The organism is Acinetobacter sp. YH12140 (assembly GCF_013418475.1).
Taxonomy (GTDB): Bacteria; Pseudomonadota; Gammaproteobacteria; order Pseudomonadales; family Moraxellaceae; genus Acinetobacter; species Acinetobacter amyesii.
This window is the reverse complement of sequence record NZ_VPBZ01000013.1, coordinates 46,945-68,136: the sequence shown is the minus strand read 5'-3', so window position 1 is coordinate 68,136 and position 21,192 is coordinate 46,945. Positions and strand designations below refer to the sequence as shown.

General features: G+C 39.7%; 25 protein-coding genes. 12 read left to right on the top strand and 13 right to left on the bottom strand.

All coding sequences use genetic code 11. From position 1 onward, the window contains the following. Positions 1 to 45 precede the first annotated feature (45 nt). From hemJ to FTU75_RS16990, 5 genes are all read left to right on the top strand, one after another. Positions 46 to 498, top strand: a complete 453-nt coding sequence (hemJ, locus tag FTU75_RS17010; protein ID WP_180116533.1) for a protoporphyrinogen oxidase HemJ — start codon at positions 46 to 48, stop codon at positions 496 to 498. A 295-nt stretch (positions 499 to 793) separates the two neighbouring features. Then, on the top strand, positions 794 to 1,822 hold the full coding sequence (locus FTU75_RS17005) for a hypothetical protein (protein ID WP_180116532.1): 1,029 nt from the start codon (positions 794 to 796) through the stop codon (positions 1,820 to 1,822). Continuing rightward, a complete protein-coding gene (locus FTU75_RS17000) occupies positions 1,819 to 3,036 on the top strand; it encodes a hypothetical protein (RefSeq protein WP_180116531.1) in 1,218 nt (405 codons plus the stop codon). The genes FTU75_RS17005 and FTU75_RS17000 overlap by 4 nt, the downstream gene beginning before the upstream one ends. Next, on the top strand, positions 3,033 to 4,241 hold the full coding sequence (locus FTU75_RS16995; protein WP_180116530.1) for a hypothetical protein: 1,209 nt from the start codon (positions 3,033 to 3,035) through the stop codon (positions 4,239 to 4,241). The genes FTU75_RS17000 and FTU75_RS16995 overlap by 4 nt, the downstream gene beginning before the upstream one ends. A 107-nt stretch (positions 4,242 to 4,348) precedes the next feature. Then, positions 4,349 to 5,392 carry a hypothetical protein gene (locus FTU75_RS16990; protein ID WP_180116529.1) on the top strand — a complete coding sequence of 348 codons (1,044 nt, stop codon included), beginning with the start codon at positions 4,349 to 4,351 and terminating at the stop codon, positions 5,390 to 5,392. Between the two features lie 448 nt (positions 5,393 to 5,840). Here FTU75_RS16990 and lysM read toward each other — a convergent pair whose 3' ends face one another. From lysM to FTU75_RS16960, 6 genes are all read right to left on the bottom strand, one after another. Next, a complete protein-coding gene (lysM, locus tag FTU75_RS16985; protein WP_180116528.1) occupies positions 5,841 to 6,314 on the bottom strand; it encodes a peptidoglycan-binding protein LysM in 474 nt (157 codons plus the stop codon). 191 nt (positions 6,315 to 6,505) lie between these two features. Continuing rightward, positions 6,506 to 6,742, bottom strand: coding sequence for an acyl carrier protein (gene acpP / locus FTU75_RS16980; protein WP_078190054.1), 237 nt, complete (start codon positions 6,740 to 6,742; stop codon positions 6,506 to 6,508). An 85-nt stretch (positions 6,743 to 6,827) separates the two neighbouring features. Further along, positions 6,828 to 7,562 (bottom strand): 3-oxoacyl-ACP reductase FabG, encoded by a 735-nt coding sequence (gene fabG, locus FTU75_RS16975; protein WP_078190055.1) that lies wholly within the window; start codon positions 7,560 to 7,562, stop codon positions 6,828 to 6,830. After that, on the bottom strand, positions 7,559 to 8,539 hold the full coding sequence (gene fabD, locus FTU75_RS16970) for an ACP S-malonyltransferase (RefSeq protein ID WP_180025026.1): 981 nt from the start codon (positions 8,537 to 8,539) through the stop codon (positions 7,559 to 7,561). The genes fabG and fabD overlap by 4 nt, the downstream gene beginning before the upstream one ends. Before the next feature lie 205 nt (positions 8,540 to 8,744). After that, the gene (gene rpmF, locus FTU75_RS16965) at positions 8,745 to 8,927 is read right to left on the bottom strand and encodes a 50S ribosomal protein L32 (RefSeq protein WP_004279227.1); all 183 of its coding nucleotides are present in this window, start codon (positions 8,925 to 8,927) and stop codon (positions 8,745 to 8,747) included. Positions 8,928 to 9,004: 77 nt separating this feature from the next. Continuing rightward, complete coding sequence (locus FTU75_RS16960) at positions 9,005 to 9,562, bottom strand: DUF177 domain-containing protein (RefSeq protein ID WP_078194223.1); 558 nt, start codon at positions 9,560 to 9,562, stop codon at positions 9,005 to 9,007. A gap of 97 nt (positions 9,563 to 9,659) precedes the next feature. Between FTU75_RS16960 and FTU75_RS16955 the strand changes: the two genes are divergently transcribed. The 3 genes from FTU75_RS16955 (at position 9,660) to FTU75_RS16945 (ending at position 11,456) form a co-directional block, all read left to right on the top strand. Then, a complete protein-coding gene (locus tag FTU75_RS16955) occupies positions 9,660 to 10,322 on the top strand; it encodes an elongation factor P hydroxylase (RefSeq protein WP_180025025.1) in 663 nt (220 codons plus the stop codon). A gap of 89 nt (positions 10,323 to 10,411) precedes the next feature. Further along, entirely contained in the window at positions 10,412 to 11,029 is a 618-nt protein-coding gene (locus FTU75_RS16950; protein WP_180116527.1) for an L-threonylcarbamoyladenylate synthase, read from the top strand. Between the two features lie 103 nt (positions 11,030 to 11,132). Then, positions 11,133 to 11,456 (top strand): hypothetical protein, encoded by a 324-nt coding sequence (locus FTU75_RS16945; RefSeq protein ID WP_180116526.1) that lies wholly within the window; start codon positions 11,133 to 11,135, stop codon positions 11,454 to 11,456. A 14-nt stretch (positions 11,457 to 11,470) separates the two neighbouring features. Here the strand turns inward: FTU75_RS16945 and FTU75_RS16940 are convergent, their stop codons facing one another. Continuing rightward, positions 11,471 to 12,190, bottom strand: a complete 720-nt coding sequence (locus tag FTU75_RS16940; RefSeq protein ID WP_180116525.1) for a GNAT family N-acetyltransferase — start codon at positions 12,188 to 12,190, stop codon at positions 11,471 to 11,473. Between the two features lie 339 nt (positions 12,191 to 12,529). Here FTU75_RS16940 and FTU75_RS16935 point away from each other — a divergent pair, with 339 nt between their 5' ends. The 3 genes from FTU75_RS16935 to rluB are packed head-to-tail and all read left to right on the top strand — an operon-like array spanning position 12,530 to position 15,077. Continuing rightward, the gene (locus tag FTU75_RS16935) at positions 12,530 to 13,324 is read left to right on the top strand and encodes a ScpA family protein (protein ID WP_180116524.1); all 795 of its coding nucleotides are present in this window, start codon (positions 12,530 to 12,532) and stop codon (positions 13,322 to 13,324) included. Next, positions 13,321 to 13,917 (top strand): SMC-Scp complex subunit ScpB, encoded by a 597-nt coding sequence (gene scpB / locus FTU75_RS16930; protein ID WP_078190063.1) that lies wholly within the window; start codon positions 13,321 to 13,323, stop codon positions 13,915 to 13,917. The genes FTU75_RS16935 and scpB overlap by 4 nt, the downstream gene beginning before the upstream one ends. A gap of 41 nt (positions 13,918 to 13,958) precedes the next feature. Then, entirely contained in the window at positions 13,959 to 15,077 is a 1,119-nt protein-coding gene (gene rluB, locus FTU75_RS16925) for a 23S rRNA pseudouridine(2605) synthase RluB (protein ID WP_180116523.1), read from the top strand. 47 nt (positions 15,078 to 15,124) lie between these two features. On the opposite strand, the gene bioD is transcribed toward rluB, so the two are convergent. The 5 genes from bioD to FTU75_RS16900 all read right to left on the bottom strand — a co-directional run bounded on the left by bioD (position 15,125) and on the right by FTU75_RS16900 (position 19,862). Then, positions 15,125 to 15,775 carry a dethiobiotin synthase gene (bioD, locus tag FTU75_RS16920; protein WP_180116522.1) on the bottom strand — a complete coding sequence of 217 codons (651 nt, stop codon included), beginning with the start codon at positions 15,773 to 15,775 and terminating at the stop codon, positions 15,125 to 15,127. Beyond that, entirely contained in the window at positions 15,772 to 16,560 is a 789-nt protein-coding gene (bioC, locus tag FTU75_RS16915) for a malonyl-ACP O-methyltransferase BioC (protein WP_180116521.1), read from the bottom strand. The genes bioD and bioC overlap by 4 nt, the downstream gene beginning before the upstream one ends. A 7-nt stretch (positions 16,561 to 16,567) precedes the next feature. Continuing rightward, positions 16,568 to 17,725: an 8-amino-7-oxononanoate synthase gene (locus tag FTU75_RS16910; protein ID WP_180116520.1), complete on the bottom strand. Its 1,158-nt coding sequence runs from the start codon at positions 17,723 to 17,725 to the stop codon at positions 16,568 to 16,570. Further along, complete coding sequence (gene bioA / locus FTU75_RS16905; RefSeq protein ID WP_180116519.1) at positions 17,722 to 19,014, bottom strand: adenosylmethionine--8-amino-7-oxononanoate transaminase; 1,293 nt, start codon at positions 19,012 to 19,014, stop codon at positions 17,722 to 17,724. The genes FTU75_RS16910 and bioA overlap by 4 nt, the downstream gene beginning before the upstream one ends. A gap of 86 nt (positions 19,015 to 19,100) precedes the next feature. Continuing rightward, positions 19,101 to 19,862: a hydrolase gene (locus tag FTU75_RS16900; RefSeq protein WP_180116518.1), complete on the bottom strand. Its 762-nt coding sequence runs from the start codon at positions 19,860 to 19,862 to the stop codon at positions 19,101 to 19,103. Between the two features lie 160 nt (positions 19,863 to 20,022). Here FTU75_RS16900 and FTU75_RS16895 point away from each other — a divergent pair, with 160 nt between their 5' ends. Further along, complete coding sequence (locus FTU75_RS16895; RefSeq protein WP_180116517.1) at positions 20,023 to 20,589, top strand: peroxiredoxin; 567 nt, start codon at positions 20,023 to 20,025, stop codon at positions 20,587 to 20,589. A gap of 57 nt (positions 20,590 to 20,646) precedes the next feature. On the opposite strand, the gene bfr is transcribed toward FTU75_RS16895, so the two are convergent. After that, a complete protein-coding gene (gene bfr, locus FTU75_RS16890; protein ID WP_067762676.1) occupies positions 20,647 to 21,111 on the bottom strand; it encodes a bacterioferritin in 465 nt (154 codons plus the stop codon). Positions 21,112 to 21,192: the final 81 nt, after the last annotated feature.

Genomic DNA, 21,192 nt, shown 5'->3' with positions numbered 1-21,192 from the left:
TTCGGTGCCAAAGCACACACCCACCGCCCTTTTAAGGGTCAATATATGGATGCTCCATCAGATGCTTTCCTCTGGGTCAAAGCATTACATATCATCGCAGTTGTTTGCTGGTTCGCAGCGCTATTCTATCTCCCTCGCCTTTATGTCTACCACGCTATGAGTGATGATGCTACGAGTCATCAGCGCTTTCAAATCATGGAACGCAAGCTATACCGTGGCATTATGTGGCCTGCGATGATCGCAACACTTATTACTGCACACTTTTTAGTAGATTGGGGCGATGCAACACGCCATTACCATGAAGCACTGTGGTTTTACCTCAAAGTAGGTTTAGTTGGCCTTTTAGTTGTTTATCACTTGGTTTGTGGTTATTACCGTAAAAAACTCATGGAAAATGCGCATTATAAATCGCATAAGTTCTGGCGCTTTTTTAATGAAATGCCAACATTGATTTTATTTGCAGTGGTGATATTGGTGGTGGTAAAACCTACTTTCTAAAATTCCCTAAAATAAAAAAATCCCCGATTGATCGGGGATTTTTTATGGTCTGAAGGGGTGTTCGAGTAATTGCTGTTGGGACACCCTAACTTCCTCCACAACTTATCCTTTTACTGAAAAAAAATCAGCTATATTTTGAAGATTTGTTTGCTTTATTTTCAAACAATTTTAAATATAATATTTTAAAAATCAAAACTCTATAAAAATTAAATTAGACTCATTTACACAACAAAAAGATATTAATCTGGAAGTTTCAGAACGGATACTTTTTCAGGGCTATCCCAAACAGATCAGGGTGAGCAATCTAATAATATTTATCGCTATTATTGTCGTCTGTGCTCTACCTTCAGGTGGCTTGGCTTGGCAAATCATCTATGCCTTTTTCTTTTTGCTGTTATATTGCCGCTTCTTTACATATCGACTGACCATCACCACACACCGAATCATCCTGCATTATCCTTTTGGTGTATTGACCCAATATGTTAAACAGCAAAATTTAGCCAAAGCACCTTATCTAATTCGACCATCCCCAAATGGCAGCCTACTCAGGAAATGGGTAAAACTGCAAAATAAAGATCTGTTTCCTCATGATGCCTCAATAAAATTTGTAGAACATCCTTATACAAATTCCACGCTATTGACTCGATTAAATATACTTTTCCCCCTTATATTTAATCGCCAAGATCAGGAGCAAATCAGTCAAGCTTTACAGCAATATTGGAAATTTGATTCACAATTCATTGCTTATGAGTCTGTGTTTGGAACCAGTGCAGAACAGGAACGCCAGCGCAATGATATTGGTCAAAGACCGCTTTACATTCTGATCTTAGCGATTACTCTTGGCATAGGTAGTTTCTTTGTACCTTTTAGAGGTGTGCATTTTGGCATTGAGTCCTACCTTGGCTTAATCCCTGCAGGGTTATTGGCATTTTTAATATGCTATGCCGTAATCTGTAGAGAAAATAAAAAATATCCATTAGCAACGGCACTGGTCAGTAGCCTTTTGCTCGGTGCAAGTTTTTACGGCATTGGGTTACAGATAAATCGGTGGTATAGCGAATCAAACCCGAACCAAGCCCAGACATACATCCTCAAACTCACAGAAATAGATCGCCGTTACCAGACATGGCAACTCACACCCGAACTTCAAGAAAAAACGGGATTAAATGAAATTTATATCAATGAAAAATGGGCAGGCTTCAATCGCAATTTAAAACTTGGGCAATCCTATCCTGTCACAATTCATAAAGGATATTTTCAAGATTATTGGATTCAAGAAGATGCATTTCAACAGCTAGAACCCATACAGAAGTCTCAACCATGATGACACCTGAACATAAAATTCAGCATGCTGTTTGCACAACTAAAGAAGATAAAGGGTATTTTGAATTTCTGTTATTATGTCAAGCAAAACGGGATTATAAACATTCAAAAATCAATGCACTTTTCCTTCATAAAAATATGCATCCAATATTGGTTTTAGTCACTGTTTTTCTGGGTGCATATGGCAAAGATCAAATCGTATCTGGAGTCTTGATTAAGCCTTACTATTACTTCTTTCTTGCATTAATTTTATTACATCCTCTTTATGCATCATTGATTGATCGTAAGATCAAACGAAAACTACAAGCTGAAATTGAGGGATATGCTTATTTTTTAACAACAGGCACAATCAAAAAAATTATCTCCCATCGCCCCAAAGACAATATTATTGAGTTTGAAATTGAATATCTCAATCAAAAATCTCAAATTCAAACTCGTATTTTTAAACATTTTTATACAAGTGATATTTATAACCCTGATGATTTTAAGGATCGTGAAAGTAGCATTAATGCCTTAATCAATCAGACCGTGACGCTTTATTTATCTGCTGAGTCCGAAACTCTCATTAAGCTATATTTAACAAATTCAGCAGAATCATCAGTTCGTTTCAAAAAAGGGAGATTTTTTCATAATAAAAACCGTTGGTGGTATTTTCATTGTGAGCCACTGCTAAGCCCTGTCTTTTTACATCCTGATGATCTGCGAAAAATTTATCTCCACTATTCAACGCAAGATCAAAATTGGTACTATACCTTTCAGGGTGAAGTCTTTGAAAATGTCACCCTGCATAATCACATCATTAATATTGATGATTTTGAACTGGCACTCTCACAGACTTTGCCATCTTTCGATCATGCGCAGTATCAAGCCATTAAAGCGAGTCACCCTGAACAACCTCAACTGATTTGGGAACATACCAATCCCCTGAGCTATGCAGAAAAAAAACAATTACGCAAAAAACTCGCAAGTAAATTAAGTCTCTATGCAACTGTACTGAGCATATTCACCGCTACGATCATTTTGTCTACCACGCCATTTAAAGTGTTCGATGATATTTTACTTAATATTTTGGTTGGAATACTCATTACCGCAGTCATTGCACTTGCCTTTATCTATTGGTTTTATGCGATTTGTCGACGTAGGCATTATTTAGCGACAGATGAACAAGTGGCGCTATTTCAAATTCAACCGCGTAAAAAAGGAGCACATCAATGAATGCTCCATTACGCCCACATATTAAAAAATTACTGACTGAAGATTTGCAAAAATTATTTAAAAAACAGATCACTCAATTATGTAGCCCATCAGTTGTCTTACGTTATGAGCGTTATATTGAAAAACCTATCTCTATCGTCATTCATTATTATTCAATATTTGCGATATTAGGCTTAATCATAAGCAACCAATCTGACTTTATCACAGACCAAACATATCTTGATTATCGTTGGCTAGTGATGTTGTCGCTGATTTTGGCAATTTGTCTCTTGGTGATAGATCTAAGTATTTGGTTATTACACAAGTACAGAACATCCCCATACAACCAAGAACTCGAAAAAGCGGAATATTTGGTCATTCATAGCTTTATTCGTAATGTTGAGAAAAGCTCAAAAAATGATGCCATTGAACTACATATTGAATATTTAAATTTAGATCAAGAACTCGTTTCCAAAACCTTTGTCATTCAACCGGTTCAACTGTTGTACTATAAGAATGAAGCTAATGTGCTTTTATCTAACTTTGTATACTTACCCAAATTTCATCAGATCGAATTATTGATTGGACAACAGGTTGAATTGTGTTTATTACCGACTTCTCATTTCTTGGTACAAATTCGCCTAATTGATCCTGAAGCGACATGTACTGAAATCTGGCAACATAAATTACATAAAAGAGCAGTATTTTGGCATCCACACACCTCTGGCATTCCACATCATCAAGCGCCCTATGCACTTGCGAATGTCCAATCTATCCAAGCAGTGAAAACAGCAACGGGCTTTGAACTGTTATTTCAGTGTGTGGAGCAAGATGATTTCAACATTCCGAGCAATCTCGGCAATTTCAAAGATATTGAACTTCAAATCCAATCCTTCTTTAAAGGCTTTGATCAATCTGCTCATGAGCGTTTTAAACAACATTCTGACGCTCATTCAGTACAACTTTGGCAAACACCCCAGCCCATCAGTACAAACATTCAAAAGAAAGAACAGGATGGTCAACTTCAACTGTCCACAGCCTTACTGTTTTTCATTCTACTGATTATTTTCTTTATTATTTGCCAATATTCGATTGGTTGGGGTGTATTTTGCTTTATATTCAGTTTGGCATTTTTACTGCGTTGGTATTTCTATCAGCAAAATAAAATCGGCTTTTATAATGGTCAGTATTTTATTCTCAATCAAATAACAAAAACAAATACATGAATAAGAGCAGGTCAATGACGATGAACTTTCCAAGCGCAGAACTGAAAACAGCGACAACACCTGAAGCCAAAAAACTATATAGCGAAGCCATACTTCAATTTAAACAATTGAATAATCGTCGTGAATTTTATATCGATCTTTTTATCAAAATCTTTCTTTTTGCTTTTTATGCCTTATGGCTCTACGTTTATATTTACCTCATTCAAAATGATCTATACCGCAAATCTATCGCAATCTTTTTAGGCTTAGTTTCAATATTTTATTTTATAGATCAGCTACGTCAGTTTTTATATGTACGCAATGTCTGTCAGAAAAATCAGTATCAATACATCAAAACTTATGGGCATATTCTTCAAGTCATTGAATACGATAAAAGTTCAAAAAAATTATCTATCGCAGTTCAATTTGAAGATATTCATCATCATATCCATCAAAAAAATATCGTTGTGCTTTACCCGAATGATCGTATTGTCGTAAATGAGGCTCTCATCCCTAAAAATCTTGAGGGACAAGCCATTGAGTTATGTCTAACACCTAACTTAGCTATCGTTTTACAAATACGTGCTTATCATCCCCACGCAGATAAACTACCTATTCTCACCCGTCACTTCCACAAACACCCACTCTGGCAACGCCATGAACATCTCCTGTTGCACCCTAGTTATTTTTATCCAGAATCTATGCAGTCGATTCATTTTATTCGTGAAGATTATGCGGAAGATTTTCAAATTCTCTTTCAGGGCTTAGAGCAAAACTTTCAAGTCAGTTCAACTTCACCAAGTTTTGAACAGATTGAAAATTATATTTTTGCATCCTATTCAGATTTTTTTATGAAAAATGCTGGACTGCAGCCCGCTTATAATGAATATCGAAAATTAAAATTCACCAATGAGCCAATACATGTCGAATTATGGAAAAATGAAAATTATCCAATTTCAGAACACGATATAAGAAAGCATATTCAAAAAACTAGAATACATGCCGCTATGCTGGTGAGCCCCTGCCTGCTCATCAGTCTATCTGTATTTTTTTCTGCCTCGAAAATATCAGGGCTGCTTATGATCGGCGTATGTATGGTTTTATTGATGGCCTATTATTCTTATCTATTACGCAAAAATTATCCTCACAAATGGCATTCGCCTAATCTTTGAAATTAATCAACCTCATACTTAGGTTTAGATTTTAGCTTATACATTACATATCCGGCCCCTAGGCCTAAAATATAGAGAATATATAACCACTCAAATGCGTAGCGCTTAAATATTGCAGAGAAAAATAAAAACGAAATCATCAGGCTGATCCAATACCAAATTTTCATATTTCTTAAGCCTTGAAACCCTATGATGAATCCACCGATTAAAAATAGAAAGCACGATGGAAGAAAGAAGTTCATATATTTCCTTTTATTGTTTTTCTAAAAAATTTTTAGCTCAATGTATTTTCAACCTCAACATTCTAACCTCTTCTTATATTCCCCAATATCCATTTTTTACATCAATGTCAGTATTTAAAGTTTTCTTGTCAGCAATAACAACAAAGCTCCCTAAAGGAGCCTTGTTATGAACCGTTTGTCTAAAAGATCTTAAAATTCGAAAAATATTAATCTGGAATACGCAACACTTGCCCTGGGAAAATGTCATCGGCATTTTTTAACAAAGGACGGTTCGCTTCAAAAATTTTATTGTATTGATTTGCATCACCATAAAATTCTTTAGAGATTTTAGACAAATTATCCCCTGATTTAACAGTATAGAACTTACTTTCAGGCTCAGGACTCGTCACTGTTAACTGATCATCCACTTGCGCCACATGATCAATATTTCCTACTGCTAAGATAATCTTTTCACGATCTGCTTGGCTTTGTACCTGACCTTTCACTGTTGCTAGATCTGAAGTACCGTTATAACTCACAGACAAGCCTGTTACAGGTAAGCCCAGTGCTTTAATATGACCCAATAACTTATTGGCAATTTCTTGTGCAGATGGTTCAGAAGGTGTTGCTGGCGCTGCTTGAAGTTCTGCAGGCGCTGTATTTTTTTTACCAATACCTTTTACAAAATCAAAAAGACCCATGTTTTTCTCCGTTGTTTTTACTGTTTTAAATCATTTAACTATTGTTCAAACTCTATTTTTATAGCTAAAAAATAACCGCTTTTGAGTTGTTGTTGGTGACAGAAACGTAAGCTAATGTAAAAACAAAATATTCGGCATAAAAAAAGCCACCGAATGGTGGCTTTTTAAATCAGCATCGCTGAAATCTAAAATTAACCTAGTTTCTTAGAAACATAGTCAATTGCAGATTGTACAGTAGTGATTTCGTTTGAATCTTCATCAGGAATAGTGATGTCGAAATCGTTTTCGAAAGACATAACTAATTCAACTAGGTCTAGAGAATCTGCACCTAAGTCATCCATGAAAGAAGCTTCGTTTTTGATCTCGTCTGCTTTAAGACCAAGTTGTTCAGCTACTGCTTGTTTTACGCGTTGTTCGATATCGCTCACAGGAATTCTCCTCATTGCTTGTGGCGTTTTTAATGCCGTTAGTTTAATTGAATCTAAATCGTTTTGAAAGTTTATACTTGAGCGCTTAGCTCATGTATAAACCACCATTTACATGTAATACAGTTCCGGTAATGTAACTTGCCTTTTCAGAAGCAAGAAAACTTACGGCATTTGCGATATCTTGCGGCTCACCTAAACGGTTTAAGGCCACTTGATCACTCATCTTTTTACGAATTTCTTCGCTTAACTGTTCTGTCATTTCTGTTGCAATAAAGCCCGGAGCCACTGCATTCACAGTGATTTGGCGGCTTCCCATCTCTTTTGCAAGGCTGCGACCAAAGGCCTCAATCCCTGCTTTTGCAGCAGAATAGTTTGCTTGTCCTGGGTTAGCAAAATGTGCAACCACAGAACTAATATTAATAATTCGGCCAAAACGTGCTTTGGTCATACCCTTTAAAACACGTTTAGAAAGTCGATAAACGGCTTTCAAATGAATGTTAAGAATGTCATCCCAATCATCTTCTGACATACGAAGTAACAAATTATCTTTGGTAATACCAGCATTGTTCACCAAAACCAATACAGAACCAAAGTTTTGCTCAATGTCTGATACCAATGCATCAATTGCAGTTGCATCACGTACATCTAGAACTTTACCCGCACCATTTTCAGCAAAAGCAGCAGATAATTTTTCCGCACCCGCTTCTGAAGTTGCAGTACCTACAACAAAATAACCGTCTTGAATCAATTGCTGAGCAATTGCTGCTCCAATCCCTCGGCTCGCACCTGTTACTAAAGCAACTTTGCGTTCTTGTGTCATGCAATTTTCCCTTCTGCCACTAAAATGGCATTCAGTGCATCTTCCATACGACCTTTCGTGTCGAGTGGGAATGCTTTTTCAATATTTGGCAAACGTTTTGCGAGATTCGCAAGGACATTACCCGGACCACATTCAGCAATGTACTGAATACCTTGGTCTTGCAAATACTGCATGGTCTTTGTCCACTGTACAGATTGGTATAACTGTGCAGTTAACGCCTGACGTAATTGCGCTACATCAGTCGCGATTTCAGCGCCTACATTTTGTATTACAGGTATAGTAGGCAGCTCAATGGCAGTTTGTTCCAATGCTGTCGCAAACTGTTCAGCAGCAGGTTTCATCAATGCACAATGCGATGGCACAGAAACCGGAAGTGCAATTGCCTTACCGCCATTTTCTTTAGCAGCAGCCATAACCGCTTCAACCATGGCTTTATCGCCCGCAATGACAACTTGACCTTGTGCATTGTAGTTTGCAGCATCTACTGAACCTGGGCCTTCTGCTTGAGCACAAAGTTCAATGACTTTGGCATCATCTAGACCCAAAATTGCCGCCATTGCACCTTGACCTTCAGGTACAGCACTTTGCATTAACTGACCACGTAGGTTCACCAGTTTAACGGCATCACCTAGGCTCATCGCACCTGCAGCAACCAAGGCGCTGTATTCACCTAATGAGTGACCTGCAAGGTATTTCGGTGCAACACCACCTAACTCTAACCACACACGCCATAAAGCAATACTGGCAGTCAGTAGTACAGGTTGAGTAAATTCTGTTTGGTTTAACCCTTCACCACTTTGAGCAATTTGCCAAAGATCAAAGCCAGCCGCTTCTGATGCTTCTGCAAATGTTGCTTGCACACTACTAAACTGTTCTGCAAGTTCAGCGAGCATGCCGACTTTCTGTGACCCTTGACCCGGGAACACGAATGCAGTTTTAGTAGCTTGAGCTGCTTGCTCGAGTTGTTTAGCAGACATAAAAAAATCCTTTATCAAGACTGGTGAATTTATGCTATTTGGACATTTATTCAACACAATCCCATGTAAGCTTGTTTCAGGGACGGAAATTTAACACTTAATTTTTGTCTTGGTAATTGCCAAATGCAACAAAAAATCGGTACAAAAAAAGGGAGCTTAAAGCTCCCATTTTTTCTACTAAGCTTGACGCTTAATACATCACCAATTATTCAGCAGATGCTTTAGCGAATAATTGACGACCACGGTAGATACCATCTTTAGATACGTGGTGACGACGGTGAGTCTCGCCAGTAGCTTGGTCTACAGTTAATGCATTCTCGGTTAAAGCGTCATGTGAACGGCGCATGTCACGGCGAGAGCGACTTTTACGGTTTTGCTGAACGGCCATGATGGCTCCTTACAAAGATCGAAAAAATGGATCAGAACAAATTCGATTGTCTTATACTCAAGAGTATAACACAAAAATTAGTTAAGTTTACCCTTCAAACCTGCCAAAACATCAAACGGGTTGTCCCGTTTTTCTTCAACAAGCTCTTCAGCGGCAGGTTGATGCTTATGTTCACAAGCGTCATGCTTAGGTGACAAAGGCATCAACAATAACAATTCATCCTCTATCAGTGAGAGTAAATCAGCAGTCGCAGGCGCATCATATGAACCTTTGGTTGTTGCTTCACTTTCACCTAAAACGATGAAATCAGCATCCTCATCCAAGCGCTCTATCAGTGACTCGTCATCTACAAGAGCTAGATGAAAACTTGAAACAAGTGGGATCTCAACAGTATCCAGACAACGCTGGCATTCCATTGGAACATTTGTTTCAACATGACCATCTAGCCATACAATGCGATGATAAGCATCCATTGATAGCTTACAGTCTATGTTAATCAATTGATCATCAATTGATCCAACAGCTTCACGAGCAATACGAACAAAGCGAGATAATGGCAGTGTTCCTGACCATTTAAAGCCTTGTTCAGCCCATTTAAACGGCTCAATCTGTGCCGGAAAGGTATTTGCTGACATAATTAAGGCGGCAATTCTACAAATTCATCAGTACTCTGTCAAAGATTAAGATACAATTTTGTACTTATTTAGACAGACCATTTGGGTAACTTAAGTTATGCATCTGTTGCAGCCGCAAACAGAAGTGAATGTTTCATCACTTATGAGCACAATTTCAACGCTTGATTCTGACATTTCAACTGACCAAGTGCAACTCTCGGCTTGGGAGAAACTTTCCACAGAAACAGAACACGTCGATTGGCTCATCTTACACTTTAATCATTGGTTTTCCCACCTGAATGTGTGCTTAGTGAAAGGTGACTGTGAGCCCGAGTACTTTCCTGCCGATTTAAACGGCCCTGCCCGCATTCAATTTGCTCATGGTTATTTCAATAGCGCCTTGCATGAAATTAGTCATTGGACTATTGCTGGTGATCAACGCCGTTTACTTCCCGATTTAGGCTATTGGTATGCACCAGATGGTCGTAGCAAAGAGCAACAAGCCCTCTTTGAACAAGTTGAGATTAAGCCGCAAGCGATCGAATGGTTATTTGCCAAAGCCTTTGGGCGTAAGTTTCGTGTCTCACTCGACAACCTCACCGGTGAAGGAGGAGATGGCAGCAGCTTTAAAGATAATGTCTATGCTCAATTACAGGCTTATTTTAAAGGCGAAGCCAAACTTCCACGCGATGCTTGGCGCTTTATCCAATGCATTTGCCACTGTACACGTGCTGGCAAAATGTTACAGGCGAATGAATTTCAACGTGAAATGCTTGATTAAATTATACAATTTGACTGCATTTCACATTGCACAAAGCGAATAGACCGCGACATAATGTCTAGAGCTTTTAATAATAAGAGGAAAACGACATGTTGCATTTAAGAATACATCCGGAAAATCCTCAGCCCCGTTTAATTACGCAGGCCGTTGAACGGATTCGTGCCGGCGATGTGGTGGTTTATCCTACAGATGCCGCCTATGCCATCGGTTGCCAGATTGGGAACAAAAATGCCATGGAACGCATTGCCCAAATTCGTCAGCTCGATGCTAAACATCAATATGCGATTATTTGTGCAGATTTATCTGACATTGCCACTTATGCCAAAGTCGACAATGCCATGTATCGTTTATTGAAAAATAACACCCCTGCTGTCACTACCTTTATTTTACCTGCGACCAGTGAAGTTCCTCGCCGTTTAATGCATCCTAAAAAGAAAACCATTGGACTCCGTATTCCGAGCAACCCGATTTGCCAATTATTACTCCAAGAATTGGGTGAGCCTTTATTAACATCGACCTTAATTTTACCGGGTCAAAAAGAACCGATTGATGATCCTTACGAAATTGAACTGCAAATCGGTAAACGCATAGATGTATTGATTGATGGAGGTTTAGGTACTTTGAATACCACTAGCGTTGTAAACCTTGCAGGTGAATACCCAGAAGTGATCCGCCGCGGTGTCGGTGATGTCAGTGCCTTTGAATAGCATGTACTGTTAAATACATGCTGTTACCGATCAGAGGCACAGCATGTAAAGGTCATCTGCTCAAAACGCAGTTAAAGCACCTTTCGATAAAGGAATCGACCTGATGACTTTATTTCAAATTTTACTCAAACTCCAAAATGCGACAGACCTCAGTATCTCTAAGAAAAACAGTCTCAATCATCTTGCTATATATGCCAGTGAGCCATGGACGTTAGAATCCACGGCTCAACTAAGGGCAGCATCTGATAAAAATTTAATTTCATCAACATCACCACCTCAGGCTTTTCATTATTTTCTACATACATCAACAGTCAAATCGCTGTTTAAACGTAGAGCTAATCAAAACCTCTGTTCGCAAGCGCAGTGCCAAGTCATCATCGAATTTGCACTTGAACAAAGGGTCTTACTAACAGGTTCAAAGCCTTGATCGTGTACTTTTGCTCAAGCGCAATAAAGCTGCATAAATTCCTTTAAATGAATTTTTTGTTGCCCCTGCTCATCAAAGTTGTTTGTATCGAGCCATGCTGTATAAGCTTGAGACAATATTGGCCAATCCTGATCCAACATCGCAAACCAAGCAGTATCACGATTACGACCTTTTACAATCACATGTTGACGAAACAACCCTTCAAATTGAAAGCCAAAACGTAAAGCTGCATTTTTCGAAGGTGTGTTCAAGTCATCACACTTCCACTCCACCCGTCGATATCCCGCTGCAAAGCATGCTTTTAACAATAGATAAATGGCTTCTGTTGCGGCGGTTGATCGCTTCATTAAACTTGAAAAATAGACATTACCAATTTCGATGACAGCATGTGCTGGGCGTACATTGAGCAAAGCAACCCATCCTACAATGGCATCACCAACCTCAATGACATAATGCATCGAACCCGCAAAATGAAAGGATTGCTGAAAATAATCACGCAATTGCTGCATGCTTTGAATTTGAGAATAAGGCAAATACGTCCAACAGCGTTCATCGGGTTCTTGTTGTACTGTCTGCCATAGCCGCTGCAAAAGACTGTCATCAAGCTGATCGGGCAACATTGGAATAAGTCGAACAGATTGCCCCTCTTCGGTTTTACACCTGAACTGGCAAGGTTCAAACTGCGCCAACGTCATCCCTACGGCCTGACCCCATTGATTATATTGTTGTGGCATAGCAAATATTCTTTTAGTCAATTCATTCAAATCATTTCATGCTGGACGCCCATCATCCAGATATCACAGCTTAAATGAGTTCATTGAGTGATGAGTGTATTTTTTACAATTAACACAAGATGTGATCGATATCACAGCTTTAAAATTTTACATGTGTATAAATAAAGCCTATTCCCTATAAATTTTAAGTTTTTTACCCAATTCAACCGTTCAGTAATTTCTTTAAACGCATTTTTCCATTACACTATTCCTTATAACTTTTGTGCTTTTACTTTCGATGTGAGATCGAAGCGAAAGCTGTCTGCATGCCTTTGAAAATTCGCGTGGCCTATAATTGCAATGAACCAAACTGTCCATAATTCTATGGAAGATGCTCCACACATTCGCGTTTTGGATGAGTGGCAAGAAGCTATTCCAGAAGATTTGTACATTCCACCCGCTGCATTTGAAATTCTATTAGAGCATTTCGAAGGACCACTCGACTTTCTGATTTACCTGATTCAAAAAAATGGCTTCGACTTATTACAAGTCGATATTGCCCCGATTGCATCCCAATATTTGTCTTATATGGATGCAATGAAATCCCTAGATATTGAATTAACCGCAGACTATATGGTGATGGCAGCCCTATTGGCCGATTTAAAATCGCGCCTATTATTGCCAAAACCTAAATCGACCGCGGCACATGAACAAGATCCTAAACAAGAATTGATTGACCGTTTAGAAACGTATTTGCGCATCAAACAAGCTGCGGAAAGATTAGGTCAAATGTCAGTGTTGGATCGAGATACATTCGATACCAATGTCAGTTTAGGAACGATTATCGAAACCAATGATGGCTATGACATTCAATTACTTCGTGATGCCATACTCTGTGTTTTTAATCGACCAGAACCGGTTACCCACCAAATTTTACAAGAGCCTGTCTTACTCGAAGAACGTATTGCTTATATTGAAACTAAGCTAGAGTCAGGTGAAGTATTAGACTTTGCGGACTTACTCAAACCAAGCCAAGGCCGCATGGGTGTTGTCGTGACATTTATGGCCGTGTTGGAACTGACACGCCAACAAAAAGTCCAAATTGTCGCATCAGGTGTAGAAGCACCGCTTGCAATTCAGGGAGCACGTGCATGAACACTGAACTTAAACAAATGACTGCAGTGTCTTCAGAAGATAATCTGCATGAAATTTTGATGCAGCTTGAAGCCATTATTTTTGCCAGTGAAGCGGCAGTGAGTATTGCCCGTTTAAAAGAGGCTTTCCAAGATCGTTTCAGTAAAACCGAATTACGCCAATATTTGCAGCAACTTTCAATGCTGCAACACGGCAGATCAATTGAACTTGTTGAAACCGCTCAAGGTTTCCGTTTTCAAGTACGTGCAAAATATCGTAATATTATTGCACAGACCTGGCCTGAACGACCAACTCGTTTATCGCCATCCTTGCTCGAAACTCTTTCTGTCATTGCTTACCATCAACCGGTAACCCGCGCAGATATTGAGCAAATCCGCGGGGTGACCAACAATAGTCAAATTTTACGTACGTTATTTGACTGGAACTGGATTAAAGAATCTGGTTTTCGTGAACTCCCAGGACGACCCGCGTTGTTAGTTACAACGCCTCAATTTTTAAATGCTTTTGGTCTAACCTCTTTGGGCCAATTGCCTCCCCTGCAGGATGCCAAGGAAGCTTTTATGGCCCTCGATGCGAATGCACCGAAGTCATAAATAGGTGAACTGTTGATGATAATTTCTAAGGTTATGCTGTCATGAGTGAAAAATTGCAAAAGGTGCTCGCACGCGTTGGTTTGGGTTCTCGCCGTTATATGGAAGAAGTCATTGCCGCTGGTCGTGTGAGCGTAAATGGACAAGTTGCCCAAGTGGGTGAACGTATTGAACCGGGTGATGAGCTTCGCATCGATGGTCGTAAAGTTCAGTTCCAAATTGAAGACGAAATTCGTCGCCGTGTGTTGATTTACTATAAACCAGAAGGCGAAATTTGTTCACGCAATGACCCTGAAAACCGTCCAACGGTATTTGAACAATTACCTCAAATTACCGGTGATCGTTGGGTAATGGTAGGTCGTCTAGATATCAACTCTACAGGTCTATTGCTGTTCACGAATGACGGTGAACTGGCGAACCGTTTAATGCACCCTTCTAGCGAAATCGAGCGTGAATATGCTGTTCGTGTCATGGGTGAAGTCACTCCTCAGTTAAAAAACAACATGTTACAAGGCGTTGTTTTAGATGATGGCCCTGCAAAATTTGAGTCATTCTCTGAAATTGGTGGTGACGGTATTAACCGTTGGTATCAAGTGGTCGTAAAAGAAGGTCGTAACCGCGAAGTTCGTCGTATTTTCGAATCTCAAGGCTTAAAAGTGAGCCGTCTTTTACGTACACGTTATGGTTCAGTGATTCTGCCACGCGAACTGCGTACTGGTCGCTGGATCGAGCTAGATAAACAAGATATCGACAACTTAACCAAGTCTGTTGAGCTTAAACCACGTCAAGGTACTGGCCTGTTTGGTATGGCTAAACGTCGTACTGAACGTATGCAAGACAAACCAATGGCAGCACGTCGCGGTGGTTACTTACGCCAACAACGTCGTGACAGTGACGAAAACCAGCCACAACAAAGCAATGGTTATCAAGACAATCGTGGCGAACGTCGTACTAGTCGTACTGAAGGTGGTTTCCAAGGCAATGGATTTAATCGTTCAGAGCGTCGCAACGAAGGTTTCAACAATAACCGTAATGATCGCAACAGTGAAAACTTCGGTAACCGTGAACGTCGTAACGACAATTTTGGCAATCGTGAGCGTCGTAATGACTCTGTGCCAAGTCGTGCATTTAGCGGAAACAACAAAGGCTTTAAGAAATTTTAATTTCTTAAGTATAAAAAAACCGCTCATTTGAGCGGTTTTTTGTTTCTTTATACAGACGGAATTACAGGAACATCAATCCATAACGCCCCTGAAAAGTGTTTGGCTAAATATGCTTTTAAATATTCAGCAGTATCTTTAGAAATCAATGCATCTTGCGATTCATCATTTAAATTATAAGCCAGTGCATAAAGCACTAAGCCACGACTTTTTAGTGCTTCCAAACTTAAAATCGTATGGTTAATGCTGCCCAAACGCCCAGATGTCACCAAAATAACGGGATATTGCTTCTCTACAACATAGTCGATGGTTAAAAGATCCGTGGTTAATGGCACCATCAACCCACCCGCACCTTCAAGTAAAACGTTGTCATATTTTTCAGTTAAACGTTTAGTCGCGTATTCAATTTTAGCAAAATCAATGTCACGTCCATCGATTTTGGTGGCGAGATGTGGCGACGCAGGATAACTAAATATTTCAGGCATCGTGAGTTTGGTTTCATCTTCGACCAACAACCCCGTACCCATAATTTGACGATGTTGTTCTATATCCTCAGAAATATCGACATTGCCTGTTTGGATCAACTTTTGCGTGATCGTTCGCGCCCCTTGTTCATTCCATATTTTAGCCAAATAGCCCGTGGTATATGTTTTACCGATGCCTGTATCGATCCCACTAATGAAATAAACTTGCCCTGTCATGGCATTCTCCGTGCAATACAAAAAATCGGATGATAGGTCAGTGCATAACGCATCTGCCCAGACTCATCACGCAAAGAAAACTGTTGATATGCTGAATAAAAATCAAAGAGCGATTGTTTCGTCCAACGAAAATGTGATGCTGTCGCAGTCACACCTGTCGCTTTTAAATGCTGCAAAACCTGCTTTGGATGATCAAAATATAATGCCGCTGTCTGCTCTGAAAGATGCAGAATTTCAAAACCATTTTGACTTAATATAGCTTGAAGCATGTCGATATCGAGGTAGTCCAAACCCTGCCCAGTCAAAGCTTTTATTTCCTGTAAATTCTGCTGTCCAAAGGTCGAAAAACAAAAATATGCCTCTGGATTTAAACTTTGAAAGGCTTTTTCGACAATGCCCGCAAAGTTCCCTACCCATTGCAAAGCCGAACTCGATGCGATCAAGTCGATATGCTGTGGAAATTCAAGTTGTTCGATATCTCCAAGCCAGTAATGAATCTGCGGACTTGACTGAAAATGCTGTTGAATTTCTGCGTATAGATCATTTAAAACCAAATGATTGATTTGCATATTTTCCAGCATCAAATGGCTTAAATTCCCCGAGCCACATCCAATTTCAAAAACCATTTCTATAGGATGATTTTGCAACTTTGAACAATACTGCTGCATCAACTCAAATAAATGTTGAGCAATCTCTTTTTGTACAACGGCATGTTCAGCATAGCTGTGCCCTGCCTGAGCAAATCGCAACGCCACTTGGGATTTATCAATCTCAATATTATTCACAAGTCACTCACAACAATTGAGTCAAATGATCCAGATCAGTTTGTGTAATCTGAGCAGTGAGTGAAATGCGTAAGCGCGAACTATGCTGCGGCACAGTGGGTGGACGTACAGGCATGATATAAAAACCTGCCGCTTGCAAAGCTTGAGCCTTTGCCACAGTTTTATTCGACTCGCCAATAATGACCGGCACAATATGTGATGTAGATGGACAATCAAAACCTTTGGCTTGCACAGCTTGCTGCAAATTTTGACTGATTTGCTGTAAATGTTGACGCTCTGCTTTTAAATTTAAAACGTTCTTGAAAATAAAATCTGTCCACGCCATACAGATCGGGGGCTGTGCGGTACTAAAAATCAACGGTCGCATCGAGTTAATCAAATAGTCACAAATAATCGAATGACAGATGAGATACCCCCCTATTGAAGCCAGTGCTTTACCAAATGTACCGACTAAAAGATCAATATCATCCATCACCCGATATTGTTCAGCACAACCTAAACCGCGCTCACCGCGCACACCGATTGCATGCGCCTCATCGACATACAACATCACTTTGGGAAATTGTTTTTTGATCCGTACCAGTTCAGCCAAATCAGTTTCATCACCATCCATACTGAAAATCGATTCAGTCACCACAATGATCCGCTCAAAAGCCTCATCTTCATGATATTTGCATAAAAGCTGAGAAAGATGCGCCAAATCATTATGGCGATAACGTACATATTTCGCAGTCGATAATCGCATGCCATCAATCATACTGGCATGAATCAGCTTATCCGCCAATATCAAGGTTTTACTGTCTGCCAGTGCAGGTAAAATCCCGATATTCATGTGATAGCCGCTGTTAAATAACAGTGCAGATCGGCCATGAAAGGCATCACTTAATGTTGATTCAAGTTGTTCATATTCAGGAAAGTTTCCTGTCAATAAACGCGATGAGGATGAACTCATCCAACGCTGTGCGTTCGGGGTTTCATCAAAGAATTGTTCACGTAGATGTAGGTTTGAAGCCAAACCTAAATAGTCATTTGACGCTAAATTCAACATGGTATGATCGTGAATACTAATGTAACGATCATGCTGATGATTTGAAGTGAACTGACGTAAGTTGCCTTGCTGTTTTAATTGATCAAGTTGATCTGAAAAATGGTTGAGCAGATTCATGCTGGCTGCACCATGTTTTTCACCACCTCAACCATTTGTTCTAGCAAATTTTTTAATTCATGCTCAGAAATAATGTACGGCGGCATCACATACACCAGTTTACCAAAAGGGCGCACCCAAATTCCGCGTCGCACAAATTCCTGTTGCAAGGTTTTCATATCGACATTAAAGGTCAATTCCACCACACCAATAGCACCAAGTATTCGCACATCTTTGACATGTTCAAGCGATGAAAGTGCTAGTAAATGAAACTTCAATTGAGCTTCGATACGTCGAATATTGGCTTGCCAATCTTGAGAAAGTAGCAGTTCGGTACTTTTTACAGCCACAGCACATGCCAACGGATTTGCCATAAAGGTTGGGCCATGCATAAACACACCCGCTTCGCCTTGGCTGATCGTATTCGCGACTTTCTGCGTAGTCAGGGTTGCAGACAAGGTCATATAACCGCCTGTCAGTCCTTTGCCAATACACATAATATCTGGCTCAACTGCGGCCCATTCCCAAGCAAAGAGTTTTCCTGTTCGCCCGAAACCTGTCGCGATCTCATCGAAGATCAACAAGATATTGTATTTTTCGCAGAGTAATTTAGCTTGACACAAATATTCAGGATGGTAGAAACGCATGCCTCCTGCACCTTGCACAATCGGCTCTAGAATCAATCCCGCAATATTTTCATGCTGTTCTGAGAGAGTCTTTTCTAGTTCAGCAATATCCGCAGGATTCCACGCTTGCTCAAAGCCAATTTGCGGCGCAGAAACAAAAATTCGATTGGGCAAACTTGGGCCAAAAATTTGATGCATCCCAGTCACGGGATCACACACAGACATCGCATTCCAAGTGTCGCCATGATAGCCAGAACGTGGTGTGATAAAATTGGTTTTATTCGGTTGATGCAAAGACGCCCAATACTGCACTGCCATTTTCAAGGCTACTTCGACAGCAACCGAACCTGAATCAGCAAAGAAGATTTTATCTAAACTGGGCGGGGTGATTTTTAACAGTAATTTAGCCAGTTGAATCGCGGGATCATGTGTCAATCCACCAAACATGATATGAGACATCTGTTGCAGTTGATCGGTCACAGCTTGATTTAGCTCAGGATGGTTATAACCATGAATCGCACACCACCATGAAGACATACCATCAATCAATTGACGACCATCTTCAAGCTCAATCATCACCCCTTGCGCACGTTTCACTTTAAACGTTGGAAGGGGCTGAGTCATCGATGTATAGGGATGCCAAATATGCTGCTGATCAAATTGTAGATCGGTTAAATTGGCCATCCCTCACTCCATGTATCAGGCTTAAACATCAATGTGGCAAGATGTTAAACCCACGGCAAGGAAAAATAAATTGCCATAAAGCCCAGCTATTCAGAGATTTGTTCTATTTTCTTTAAATATTGGCAGATTTTGCAACTTATGACTTCAGATTGAAACAATGGAAAGCCATGTGAGCCAGAAACCAATTCAGTCTCCAAAAACTTTACAGCTAAATTACGCAGTAAGCGTTCAACTTTGTAACTAACCAAATAATCTTGCTTAGCAAACAAGTGATATTGATGACCTATGTAGTTTTTCAAGATACTGACATTATTAAGCTTCTCCAAACAGTTCAATCCTGCTCGAAGCACATCTAAATTTTGCGCTTGAATCAAACTTTGCAAGGTGATGAAATCTTGCTTGCTGCTATCAGTACCCTGACAAACCATATAACCAAACTTTTTTAGGGTCGAAATTGCATCCTGCTCGAAAGATTGTTTGAAGCTTTGAAAACTGACTTGATCCATCGCAGCAGGCCACTGTTCATCAGCCACAAAACTTGGATTTGAACCTAATGTGATCAGCACTTTCTGTTGTTGATATTTTTTTTGAATTTCATCTACCAAAATCGTCGCCAATTGACCACCAAGAGACCAGCCAATAATCACATCAAATCGCTGCGCCAATTCAACTTTCTGTTCGAGCACTTCTAGATTTAAGGCATCAAAAATATTCCATAATTCGACCTGATAACCTTGAGCGATCAATGCCTGCTGTAAAGGAGCAAGTAATTTACGACCGCCGCCCCAGCCAGTAATAAGTAAAATATGTTGATTCAATACAAACTCTAAAATTAAACGATTCCACATAGTATAAAAGTTCAGAGCACGTTTGATAGTGGCATTTCAGCACATCAACCGATTTGCCAAAAGACATTCGAAATCTACTTCAATAAATAAAAAATCAGCTAGCCTACAGCGCTTTAAAATTTGCTAAGATCAGATAAAGAACAATATAAACTGATGCTCTATGAAAGTTTCTTCATTGCTAAAAATCTGTTTAATGACATGTGCTTTAATAGCAACCACCCAAATCACAGTTGCCGAAACATCAATACTCAGCACCAGTCAAAACAAACAAAAACAATGGGTAGGCACACCCGCACCCAACTTTAAATTACAAGATCAAAACGGAAAATGGCACGAACTGAAGCAATATCAAGGGAAATGGCTCGTTCTGTACTTTTATCCCAAAGACAACTCACCCGGTTGTACAGAAGAAGCCAATCAATTTAAAACCCTGTATCCACAATTTTTAAAAACTAATGCGGTTGTTTTGGGCGCAAGCTTAGATGATGTTGCATCACATCAAAAGTTCTCTAAAGCACTCGGACTTCCCTTTCCAATTCTTGCCGACCAACAGCATAAGCTGGCGACACAGTTAGGTATTGTACGAAACTTAGGGTTTTTGAAAGTTGCCAAACGTGAAACCTTTCTGATTGATCCGAAAGGCATTATTGTGTATCACTACAGTAGTGTGAATACACAGACACATGCGGCGCAAGTTTTGGCAGATATCAAAAAACTACAACAATAGTTTTCATGACTTAATAAAAAACCCAGCTTGTGCTGGGTCTTTAGATTCTTTCGCAATTTACATTTGAGACTGAATATAGTTTGGTAAGCCAATCAGTTCGATCAAACGCATTTGCTTTTCAAGCCAGTAGGTATGATCTTCTTCAGTATCCGACATTTGCTGACGTAGCATGTCACGGGTCACATAGTCACCTTTTTCTTCACACAATTTTACGCCTTGTGCTAGTTTCTCACGAACATGATATTCAAGCGCCAAATCTGCTTTTAAACAGGTCACGACGTCTGTACCGACTTCAATATCATCACGATTCATATTCGGCGTTCCTTCAAGGAACAATACACGACGAATCAATGCATCTGCATGTGAGCCTTCTTCTTGGCTTTCATGATCGATACGTTCAAAGATTTTACTTAAGCCCCAATCTTCATACATACGGGAATGAATTAAGTATTGATCACGAGCAGCCAGTTCGCCACCGATCAGCATATTTAAGTAGTCTACGACTTCTGGATTGCCACGCATTTTCTTCACTCCATACCCTTTTCAAATATTATGGACAAGTTTCAAAATGAATGCAAAATATAATTTTTGTAAGTTTATGAT